This is a genomic window from Alicyclobacillus sp. SP_1 (genome assembly GCF_024706985.1).
Lineage (GTDB): Bacteria > Bacillota > Bacilli > Alicyclobacillales > Alicyclobacillaceae > Alicyclobacillus_I.
The window spans coordinates 1-10378 of record NZ_JAMCCX010000047.1; the positions used below are offsets into that span (position 1 = coordinate 1).

The window sequence follows — 10378 nt, forward strand, 5'->3', positions numbered from 1 at the left end:
CTTGAGAAGCAAAAGCAAATCTATATCAGCCTGGGGGTTGACCCGCCTTCCTCGTTATGAGTAACCGGGAATCCAGGTTCCATGTCTCTTGCGGCGCTTTCCAAATCGTACATCGTGCGTCGAAACGCAAACCCATCCGGCCCGATCAGCAGCCAATACGCGCCCGGTTGGTCTGCATAAGGCATGCCCACGCTCCCCACACTCAGAATTTGGAGTTTGTTTATCTGGCGTTCAAATTGCATGTGTGTATGTCCACAGATGACAAACGGCTCTCCTACACCCGCAAACAGACCAGTCATCCGCTCTGACGTGGACAGTGGCATAAAGATGGCCTCATCGCTATGTGGCGTGGCATGGCAAAACAGGACATCCCCCCCTTCAACCGGTAGCGTTATGCACACTGGCAGCTGGGCCAAAAAGTCTCGCTGCACGCGTGTTAGCTGTTCCGCCACCCACTGGGTTATCTGACGTCCATCCTCCGACATGCTTTCTGGCAAAGACTTGCCGTCAAAGACTGTCACCACTTCCCGGTCGCCATTGCCGCGAATAAAGCGAATCTGAAGGTCAAAGGCCAAGAGTCGGTCCAAGGTCGCTCGCGGCATGGGGCCGGAGACGATGTCCCCTCCAACCACAACCAGATCGGGTTGCACCGTCTCGACCTCCGTGAGCACTGCATTCAGGGCGGGCAAGTTGCCGTGTATGTCATAGATAGCAGCGACCGTGCGAATCGTTCCCGTCGTCACTTGTCATTCCACACCTTCCACGCACGTAACAAGTCCCGTTCTCGCTCGTGGCTCAAGCCAGCCTTCAGGTCGCTATCCAGCGGTCGTGTTTGATCCCATCTACGCGTATCGCGTATCGTTTCTCGAACGGGTCGGTACGTCAGCCCTTGTGCCACCGCCCGTCCTACATCGACCGACATGAACCCGGGCCAACCCGTCTGATCGGAAAGCCAAAGCGGCAAGTCCGTCCACTCCGCTACACCTTGCGACTCAAGAAACGCTTCGCTCACCCATGTCGCCTGTCCAGATGAGGGGATTTCCTCTTGTAGGTTGTCGATAAACTCCCCCATAGTCCGTGCATTTGTGGGACCGGTCGCATGGAATACGCCGCTCGTCTTCTTCTCGACCATCCGAATCATCCATTCGGCGAGATCTCTGCCATCGATGAACTGAACGCGGGCGTCGCGCCGTCCGGGCACGAGGACGTTCCCACCCTGTCCAAAGCGCCGCACCCAGTAGGTAAATCGATCTGTGGGGTCGTGCGGGCCGACGATCAGTCCCGGTCGAATAATAAGCGCGCGCTCCCCGAACGTCGATCGGACTTCCTGCTCACAGAGCGCTTTGAGCGCTCCGTAGTGCTCCGCTATGTTTTCGATCGTTTCGTCTTCCAGGGTGCCAAGCCGTGCGTCCTCATCCATTTCGACTTGAGTAAAGTCTGCATACACGGAAATGCTCGAAACGAACGTATAGTGCATCACGGCGTCTCTCAACAAGGCCACCGACTGGCGTACCACGCGCGGCACGTAGCCGCTCGTGTCCAGCACCGCATCAAAGCTTCGCCCGCACAGTGCCTCGAGACGCCCATCCCGATCACCACGCAGTGTTTCGACCTCCGGGTACAAATCCGGATGAGTCTGCCCTCTGTTGAACAATGTGACCTCATGACCGTTTGTCAGAGCGGCATCGACCAAGTGTCGCCCTAGGAACGCCGTGCCACCCAGTATCAAAATCCGCATGTCTATCCCCCCTGTCCACTCTGTCACGCGGCGCCCGACAGGGATGTCAGGGTATAATCAGTCGCCTTGTTGGTTCCCATCTGCCGCTGCGCCCATGTAAAGACCTTGCTTGTGGCCTGAACTGGGTCGAGGCTTCCGTCCCGGCACAGTTGAACCAGCATCCTGATGTCCGCAGATTGAAACACGGACACATAAGCGTCCAGTATCTCTTTTTGAGATTCATCCAGTGCGTCTAGAACCTCTGTCCCGTCCCTCGCCTGATGCAGTCGTGACCGTGCCCGATGCAATGCGGCCTTCACCGCGCCAGGGCTAAACCCCAGTAACTGCGCAGCTTCTCGATCGGTGTATGCAAAAACATCGCACAGGAGAACGACTGCCCGCTGTTGCGCTGTCAGCGTTTGCACCAGAACCTGTAGCGCCTCTTCCATCGACGAATGATCTAGGGAATCCACCGCAATGACGCCCACCCATTCATCCAGGTCGGAGTGACGATGATTGCTCAGCCTGCGGACCTGATCGAGCCACGTATTCTTTGCCACTTTTCGCAGCAGCGCAGGCAGGTTTGGATGCACCTGTTCCCCTTGTAGCGCTGGCAGCGCCTTGAGTAACGTTGCCTGCACCAAGTCCTGTGCATCATGCGTTGAGCCGCTTAAGTACTCGCAGTACCGCACCAATTGAGAACGCAGCATCAGCAGTCCATCACGGTCCAGTGGCTGCGATAATGTCAAGGCCTGTGTGGTTGCATGGTTCTCTGACAACGTGTGACAGCCTCCTTCCTAGTGACACTAGAATAACGATTGAAGCGACCAAAAGGATACGGGTCATCGACAAAAAGCACAAATCTTACTATCATGAGATCCGATTCCGGCACGGAATACCGTTCTCATAACTCGTCCTGCATCATGAGGGTTGTTGTAAGGATCATCGTTCAAATGGCGGCCAGTCTCCCACGGATCGCTTGGCGCTCCCGGCGTGGACATCATGGTAGCCACCCTGCGCGCGTCTCTGACAGGCGATATCCTCATGCCCTATAGCTGTCTACTCAGATATTGCACGCATACCCGCAACATGTGCTTAGACCACGGCGGGTCATGGCGCTACCCTAGCCATAAGGAGGTGCTGTTCATGTACGGAAACGTTTTACGAAATCGTAATTTCGATCTATACCTAGTCAACCGGATTCTGTCCAAAGCCGGCACCAGCATATCCGGCATCGCCTTTCTTTTACTCGTCTACAGTCTCTCGCATTCAGCCGTAGAGACCACAGGCGTGGCAATGGCTGAAACCATCCCCTACGCGCCGTTCCTCATTGGACAAGACTCGCTTGTTTAGCTCTCCTTCTGATATACCTCCATGGCTTTCAAATCGATGATAAACCCACCAGCCTTGAGAACATCCAGTCCCAATAGACCGTTGACAGTTTCTTCGTCAAATTCTTCATCTTCCCCTTCCATTGCGTCTCCAAAGTCAATCAAGAAATCCGAAGCAGAAAAGCCCAGAAACTCAACCGCTTGAACACTCTTTCTGAAGGCTGGTTCCCGGCCACCAATACCCCTCATGAAGACAAATTCGTCATTTTCCTCAAGATAGATACCCAATTCTCTGACAGCATGTCTGTAAATAATGGTCTCAGCCGCACCTGTATCCAGTACGAGATTATAAACTTCTTTTTCTTTACCGTTATGGTGGAGTTTCAGAGAGCACAAAATGACTCCGTCAGCACCTATTTCAATTTGCACCTGTGGCCCTCCGCCGTATCATGGGTTTTTGAATCTCCCGAATAACGATAGCTTCTTTGGATGTATGATAAACGAACCGCCGATCCTTTGCGGCAAACAATTCCTCTGTAGCTTCCTTTGCATCTAGGATAGCTCGTATAAGAGCCACTTCATCAACACAGACGTTACTCCCGTTATAATGAGATTTCAGTTCCTCTAGCAATACCCACTGGTTTGGATACAGTTCTCGAACTTCTGGCCACTGCATGTTTGTTCCCTCCTTCTCATCCAACCAAACAAATCTATTCGATTTTCTTGATAACTCCCGGCTGCTTGTTCCTAAGAGCACACGCAAAGCACCGTTCAGCACTAACAAACACGTCTTCGTTGAATCCCATTATACCGTTGTAGTCTGACTGTGAAAATCCAGTGTTTTGCAATATGTACAGGTGAGAGCGTTGGTGAGTTGAACAGGAGTGAATCAAAGTAGAAGAATGTAAATAAATGGATCATTTTCTCTCCAATATCTCGGCTGGATTACTTTATGGACCTGTTATCAGTGACAGGTCGGTAAAGTAATCCACTTTCAGCGTATCGTGCTATTCGTAGCCCCGCAGGGCTACGAATAGCCGATGGAGAGGAATACCGCCTTGCTTTCGCGGGCTGCTTTTTGAAACGCCTCCTGACCCCATGGGAACCAGTCGACCGGGTTGTGCGCGTGTTGGAGGAGGTACGGGGATTTTTCGTGGATGAGGCGGTTGGTGTGTTTGTGGCTCGCAGCGTCGGTAGACATGGACTTACTCCTCCCTGGGATTCATTCTCATGGGCACAGCTTGCCCGAGTGCATGGAGATACACTCCGTAGAAACACCAAACCGAATGTTCCACGGATAATTCTACCACCCAGCGTCGGTGCGCGCATGTCGGCAGTGCGTTAACGTGTGCCTAGCTTATTGGCACGCTCGGGTCACGATGATGGCACCCATGCCGACCATAAAACTTGTACGCTGAATTTGCCACTATTTCATCACTGCTCCCGCGCTTCGGTCGACGTCCACCCTTACCCCGTCACATCACATGCAGGAGGTATCCCCATGCCCTCACCAACAGACGCGTCGTTCGTCGAGCCTGTCAACTTGCCAGCCTCCCTAGTTAAACCCCGTCCAGCCAAGACAATCGTGCTTCAGCACGGGAAACTCACCATAAGCGTCACCAGTAACGAGCTCTCACCTGCCGCCCTGGAAAGCTTCCGGAGTGCTTTGTATCCACTCTTGATGCGACTCATCGATCCCAGTTGGATCCGGTGAACCAGACGCCCCGAGTATTCTTTCGGGGCTGATTCAAGGCCATACCCATCCTTTCATCAGTAGCCTTAACTCCCGCGGTCTCTCCATTCGTTGCCGTTGACTCATTCGTCGTCCAGAGCAAAGCTGAACATGCGGTAGGGAAATCACGCCACATATCGAGGTGATACAGTCATGGAGCCCAAGAAAATCTACGAAGTGGCCATCTATCTGCGCAAGAGCCGGGACGATTCGGACGGCGAGGACCAGGAACTTATGACGGACATCGAAGGCGTGTTCGCCAGGTATGAGTACCGGATGATCAAAAAGCGGTTCCAGCGCGGCAAGAAGATCGGCGCTCGCCTAGGCCACTGGACCAACGGTCCGGCCCCATTTCCCTACGTATACAACGCGGACGTCCACAGCCTGCAGGTTGACCCTGCAAAGCTCCAAACCTATCGTTTTATCAAAGATCAAATTTTAAACGGTGAAACCTGCAGCGCGGTCTGCGCAGATCTCAACCGCCGCACTGCCCCCTCTCCAAAAGGAGCACGCTGGTCCGACAGTGTACTGTATCGGCTCATCATCAACGAAGTTCACTTGGGCCGCGTGGTGTACGGCAAAACCAACGGTGGACTGCATAAAAAGCGGCAGGCTGCGCCCTTCAAAGTGATCCCCAGAGAAAATTGGATCATCGTCGAAAACGCACACCCTGCCGTGAAGACTCTGGCAGAACATCTGCAGATCATCAACCTCTTGGAAGGGCGTCGCGTTCAGCCCAAACATTCAAGGCATGGAACCTACTTTCTCTCCGGTCTCCTCCATTGTGGCCGGTGCGGTTCCTCGCTAAAATTTCAGCCGAAAGAAAACGGCAGAACCCTCGTCAAGAAGTGCCAAAAACCAGGCAACGACGGAATCATCTGCGGCAATCCGGGCATCGAACTCGAGCCTGTAGAAACCGCCGTGTTCGAAAGTATGCGGCAATATGAAACGGAACTCCTCCAGATGCCAGCGGATGCCGAGGAACCCGTTCTAGTATCGGAACGTCTGTTACAAATGAAGGAGGCTGAACTCGAACGCCTGAGAGAAGGGGTGAACCGGTTGCAGGACCTGTTCGTGATGGGCGACCTCTCCAAACAAGACTACACCACACGACTGGAGCGTTTGAGGACCCTGATTGTGAAGAAGGAGAACGAAATATATCAGCTACGCGATAACCTTGATGAATGCGCCGAACTGACGCGCGCACTGCTTGTGCAAAGGTTCGACGCGTTCAAATCGGCTTGGGAAGCACACGTCGAGGTCAAGGAGAGAAATCGACTCGCGAAACTGCTGATTGAACGCATTGACTATACGCGCAGCGAAGATGGCATTGATGTCCGGGTAAAATTTCGGTAATCGTGGTCACAGATTGTTCGCGCGGGAATCGGATCCGCATATCGTTTTTTGCGGATCCGAATGGAGGCATGGGTACACATCAATGACAACCGGTTCCAATTGCACTTCTGGCCACAATTTGCAGAATGTAAATCGGGTTGACGCGACCAACCGTTCATGACCGAAATGACCGCTACATCTCAAGCGGTGTCTGTGCAGTCGGATCGACCGAATGCGGTTGCCGACGCACTAAAGGTGGCAACACCGCCGCATAGTAAATACTCACCAACAGAATAGACCCTCCGACGAGGTAAAACAAATCGGCAACGGTGACAAACCGGGGGAAAACGAACGCAATGACCCCGAGCGTCGCCGCTGAGGACACACTCACCACGGGTGCAATCAAAGCATCCACTCGCCCCATTTTGTCCGGTGCCACCAGTTGTGGCAGCCAACCGCCAAAGGGGACATTGACAAATGGAACGGAGAGGGAAAACAGGACGTCAATCCCGAGAAACACCCCTACGTTCGGAGAAAACGCCTCTGCGACAATCAACGCGCCACCCACAAAAAATCCAAGTATAAACATCCAGTGCAACGCCATCCGCTTGGTCACCCAAGGCACCATCATACTGGCAACCAAAAGCGCGCTTCCGGAGAGGACACCGTTCAGTGCATACATCGCTTCGTAATGGTGCGGGGACAAGCGATACCGTAGCATGTAGAGCGGGATGACCATAAATCCCCCGTTCACGATGCCCAAAATGAAAAACCCCAGGATGACGTTCAGCAGCAATTTGTGTTGGACAACGTATCGTAGCCCGTCCGCGAAATCGCGTGCAATTGAAGTCCATCCAAGTCGCATGCGAGCAGCCGCGCCGCTTGGCAAACGAGCGCTGTCCGTGATTCGACAGGTGGAAACCAGCACCGCAGACGCGGCGTAGCTAGCGGCATCCACGGCAATTGCCCCCTCAATCCCCAGTGTGCCGTAGAAAAATGCGCCAAGCGCCGTGCCGAACAACATAAACAGACTCATCTGTGTCTGCTGCAGACCTGCCGACAGCGTATACTCATCGGGCGAGAGAATACCTTGCATGAGACCAGACTCCGCCGGATCGAAAAAATTGCCCACAGCAGAGCGAATGAACAGCGCGATGAACATCCACGTCACCGATTGTTCTATGGCAGCGACAAGTAAGAAAAGTGTAAGCGCCGTCCGAATCCAGTCCGACCAGACCATGATACGCTGTCTGTCGAAGCGGTCGGCCACCACACCCACCAGTATAAGCAACGCCAACGTTGGCAAAGTCATGACCATCTGGCTTAACGACGCATATTGCGGCTGCGTCGCGAATTGGCGGAGCAAGTAGAACAAGAATGCGGTCATGCCGATGACGGTCCCAAACTTGGACAGGAGAGCGGCCAAAAAGAGCTTGGTGAAATTACGATTCCGGAAAATTAAGAGCGTGTCTCTTGTCAATCGGATGTTCCCCTTCATGTCTCCGTCGTTGAGGCTTTATCCTTGTAAACTGATGACGATGGTTAATGTGTAAAGTAACGGCAAGGTCATCGGCTACTCATCTCAAGTTTGAGTGAGCCGCCCTGAATTGAGTGTCCATACCTCTCCCTGAAACCTCTCTATGAACCGTCGATCATGCGACACAGCTACAATAGCTCCCGGAAACACGGTGAGAGCGCGTTCAAACTCCTCAAGAACTGCAAAACTGAGATGGTTCGTGGGTTCATCCAACACCAGCAAGTTGGCACCGGACACCAACAGTTTCGCAATCCTCAGCTTTCGATGCTGACCAGGACTAAGCGCTGCACACGGCAGGTCAAACTCCTCATAACGAAACAATTCATAAGATAGAAGTTGCGCAATCGCCGCCTCGCGACACTCCTCATAAACTCGTGAACGCTCTTGAGTACTTTCCTCGTCGCCATTCACGGACGAAGCGGATTGATGGCGGCTTTGCTCTAAAGATCGTCGTTGACCCTTCGCAACATGCTCGCTCCGAAACTCTTCCAGTACGGTTCGAACTGGGTCCGGCCAAATCAGGTCCTGTGGTACATACCCAATCCTCGTTCCCGCTGGTCGAAGTACCATTCCGGTCGACGGTGGCCGAACGCCCGCGACAACATTGAGCAGTGTCGTCTTCCCTGCCCCATTGGGTCCCACGATGAGCATCCGCTCGGAACGCCCAAGGGTGAAACGGACTTCTTCGAAAAGGTGTCGACCGTTCGGCAGTACGTACGAAACCTCTGAACAAGTAACGGCAACCGCATGATGCGAAGCCACCCATTCGAAGTTCGCATCAAAGCAAAGTGGTTTTGGGGGGCGTGGCACAGCATTTGCCTGAATTCGCACGAGTTCAACTTCGGCTGATTGGATGTTGCGCCCAACCGTCCGCTCCACTTTAGCGCGGTGGCCCTTGTAAGCCATTTTGTTATTGTCCTTTGGTGGCCGGTTGTGACCAACGTGCTGGTGTGCCGTTTGAATGCGTTGTTTCAATTCCTGGATTTGCGCCTGCTGCGTCGCGTAGCGTTCTTCCCACTGGGTGCGCTCCAGCGCCTTTTGACGTTGATACATGTCATAATTTCCGCTGTAACGTTTCGCGCGATGGGAGTATTCATCGATTTCAATGATTTGATTCACCGTGAGGTTTAGGAATAGGCGGTCATGGGACACCACCATGAGCGCTCCTGAAAAAGCGGCCAGGTACTGTTCAAGCCACTCCAACGCTTCCCTGTCCAGATGATTGGTTGGTTCATCCAACAGGAGCAAGTCAGGTGACTGAATGAGCACAGCAGCCAAGCCTAAGCGCACTTGCTCACCACCCGACAGAGAACTGACGGTCCGCTCCCGATCAATTGAAGCCAACCTTAGCCCTTGGAGGACCGCATCGACACGGTGGGGCAAATCATACCCTCCACGGTGCTCAAAACGAGCTTGGAGATCACCGTATTCGCTGAGAACACGCTCCAATGCATGCGGATCATCGGACAGCTTTGTCATGAGATCCGTTTGACGGTCAATGGTTACATGCATTTCCTGAATCTCTTTTGTTGCATCCTCCAATAGCGCCGTAATGGTTAAATTCCCCTTTGGTTCGAATGCTTGCGGCAGATACCCCAGTGTGATGGATGGAGCAAGTAGAACCGTGCCAAGACTAAGCTCCATTTCTCCAGCTAAGATTTTCAGCAAAGTGGACTTACCAGAGCCATTTGCGCCCACGAGTCCGACGCGATCACCGTACGCCAGGGAAAAGCTGACGGATTCCAGAACAATCCGTTCTCCGAAAGATTTTGAACCCTGCTTGATTGACAAAATCGACATATGCTATCCCCCCTGTTGCAACGCAAAAAACCGTGGTGCAGACGCGCCCACGGCAGAACAAACGTATGCTCTTCAGAGAGAAATAGAAACTACACGAAAAACCCAGCGTGCGGTGCAACCGTTGTTAAGGTTCACCGTTCACGGAACATGGTCTAGTCTCCTGAAAGAGTGGCAACTGTTCGTCTCATCATGGGTAGCTCAACCCGAAGCTGGTCATACCGCTTCGTCCGCCGTCGTTAAACGGCGTCTGCACACAAAGCACCGATATTCAAATGGTGTTATCGTGCGGATGAGTTGCGCATGATGTTACGAGATACCACCTTTCATCAAGAGTGAAACATTCAAATACACTCTTCATCTTACACGCACAATGTAGAGGAAATCCCTGCGAAAGTCAATCCAGTTTTCCTCCTGACCAGTGGACTAGGGGAGCGGCAGGATCAGGTCTTGTTTCTCGTTACAGGATATGTGTGAGGTCATTGCAGTTCAACAAACCTTGCATTTTTATGCAAAGATGTATTCTTTGTCTTATGGGATTTTCGCGCCCTTATGTTCGATAATCATATCCTTTAAAATGTTTGTGACGGCTCATCTTCAGTCCTGTCTTTATAGTTCCTTATGCGTGGTGCTAAGAAGGTTGCACATCCGACTGCAACCGTAGCAACACCGGACGTAATTAACAGTCCGACGAGTCCAATTGGAGTATAGTGGTCCCAGGAATTAAGACAACTAAGAAGGGACCGGTTAAGCTACACTATGGCTATGAGAAAACACTACACGGCAGCATTCAAAGCACAAGTCGTTCTGGAGCTTCTCAAAGAAGAGAAGACCATTGCTCAGATTTCATCGGAGTACGGCATTCATTTTACCATGCTCCATAAATGGAAAAAGACTGCTCTTGAAAATCTTGCCTCGGTATTTGAGGA

The 10378-nt window shown here is 52.6% G+C and carries 11 protein-coding genes; 3 read left to right on the forward strand and 8 right to left on the reverse strand.

Features of this window, described 5'->3' with window-relative positions:
- Positions 1–20: 20 nt before the first annotated feature.
- From M4I36_RS11795 to M4I36_RS11805, 3 genes are read right to left on the reverse strand one after another with little or no spacing between them, the layout of a single operon-like run.
- A complete protein-coding gene (locus M4I36_RS11795; RefSeq protein WP_258111945.1) occupies positions 21–743 on the reverse strand; it encodes a metallophosphoesterase family protein in 723 nt (240 codons plus the stop codon).
- On the reverse strand, positions 740–1738 hold the full coding sequence (locus M4I36_RS11800) for an NAD-dependent epimerase/dehydratase family protein (RefSeq protein WP_258111946.1): 999 nt from the start codon (positions 1736–1738) through the stop codon (positions 740–742). The genes M4I36_RS11795 and M4I36_RS11800 overlap by 4 nt, the downstream gene beginning before the upstream one ends.
- A 23-nt stretch (positions 1739–1761) precedes the next feature.
- Positions 1762–2496 carry a sigma-70 family RNA polymerase sigma factor gene (locus tag M4I36_RS11805; RefSeq protein WP_258111947.1) on the reverse strand — a complete coding sequence of 245 codons (735 nt, stop codon included), beginning with the start codon at positions 2494–2496 and terminating at the stop codon, positions 1762–1764.
- Between the two features lie 367 nt (positions 2497–2863).
- Here M4I36_RS11805 and M4I36_RS11810 point away from each other — a divergent pair, with 367 nt between their 5' ends.
- Positions 2864–3070 (forward strand): hypothetical protein, encoded by a 207-nt coding sequence (locus tag M4I36_RS11810; RefSeq protein WP_258111948.1) that lies wholly within the window; start codon positions 2864–2866, stop codon positions 3068–3070.
- On the opposite strand, the gene M4I36_RS11815 is transcribed toward M4I36_RS11810, so the two are convergent.
- The 3 genes from M4I36_RS11815 to M4I36_RS11825 form a co-directional block, all read right to left on the reverse strand.
- Positions 3067–3477: an aspartyl protease family protein gene (locus M4I36_RS11815; RefSeq protein WP_258111949.1), complete on the reverse strand. Its 411-nt coding sequence runs from the start codon at positions 3475–3477 to the stop codon at positions 3067–3069. The genes M4I36_RS11810 and M4I36_RS11815 overlap by 4 nt on opposite strands.
- Positions 3467–3724 carry a hypothetical protein gene (locus M4I36_RS11820; RefSeq protein ID WP_258111950.1) on the reverse strand — a complete coding sequence of 86 codons (258 nt, stop codon included), beginning with the start codon at positions 3722–3724 and terminating at the stop codon, positions 3467–3469. Before M4I36_RS11820 ends, M4I36_RS11815 begins: the two co-directional genes overlap by 11 nt.
- Positions 3725–4075: 351 nt before the next feature.
- Entirely contained in the window at positions 4076–4249 is a 174-nt protein-coding gene (locus M4I36_RS11825; RefSeq protein ID WP_258111951.1) for a thioredoxin domain-containing protein, read from the reverse strand.
- Between the two features lie 684 nt (positions 4250–4933).
- Here M4I36_RS11825 and M4I36_RS11830 point away from each other — a divergent pair.
- The gene (locus tag M4I36_RS11830; protein ID WP_258111952.1) at positions 4934–6136 is read left to right on the forward strand and encodes a recombinase family protein; all 1203 of its coding nucleotides are present in this window, start codon (positions 4934–4936) and stop codon (positions 6134–6136) included.
- Between the two features lie 172 nt (positions 6137–6308).
- Here the strand turns inward: M4I36_RS11830 and M4I36_RS11835 are convergent, their stop codons facing one another.
- Together M4I36_RS11835 and M4I36_RS11840 are read right to left on the reverse strand one after the other, a co-directional pair.
- Positions 6309–7595: an MFS transporter gene (locus M4I36_RS11835; RefSeq protein ID WP_258111953.1), complete on the reverse strand. Its 1287-nt coding sequence runs from the start codon at positions 7593–7595 to the stop codon at positions 6309–6311.
- 102 nt (positions 7596–7697) lie between these two features.
- Positions 7698–9452 (reverse strand): ABC-F family ATP-binding cassette domain-containing protein, encoded by a 1755-nt coding sequence (locus tag M4I36_RS11840; protein ID WP_258111954.1) that lies wholly within the window; start codon positions 9450–9452, stop codon positions 7698–7700.
- Between the two features lie 762 nt (positions 9453–10214).
- Between M4I36_RS11840 and M4I36_RS11845 the strand changes: the two genes are divergently transcribed.
- The coding region (locus M4I36_RS11845; RefSeq protein WP_258111955.1) for a transposase at positions 10215–10378 on the forward strand (164 nt) is incomplete at its 3' end.

Bases quoted from the DNA above. Each gene is read 5' to 3' on its own strand.
- M4I36_RS11800 (WP_258111946.1), bottom strand. From the start codon at position 1,738: ATGCGGATTTTGATACTGGGTGGCACGGCGTTCCTAGGGCGACACTTG.
- M4I36_RS11810 (WP_258111948.1), top strand. From the start codon at position 2,864: ATGTACGGAAACGTTTTACGAAATCGTAATTTCGATCTATACCTAGTC.
- M4I36_RS11820 (WP_258111950.1), bottom strand. From the start codon at position 3,724: ATGCAGTGGCCAGAAGTTCGAGAACTGTATCCAAACCAGTGGGTATTG.
- M4I36_RS11825 (WP_258111951.1), bottom strand. From the start codon at position 4,249: ATGTCTACCGACGCTGCGAGCCACAAACACACCAACCGCCTCATCCAC.
- M4I36_RS11830 (WP_258111952.1), top strand. From the start codon at position 4,934: ATGGAGCCCAAGAAAATCTACGAAGTGGCCATCTATCTGCGCAAGAGC.
- M4I36_RS11840 (WP_258111954.1), bottom strand. From the start codon at position 9,452: ATGTCGATTTTGTCAATCAAGCAGGGTTCAAAATCTTTCGGAGAACGG.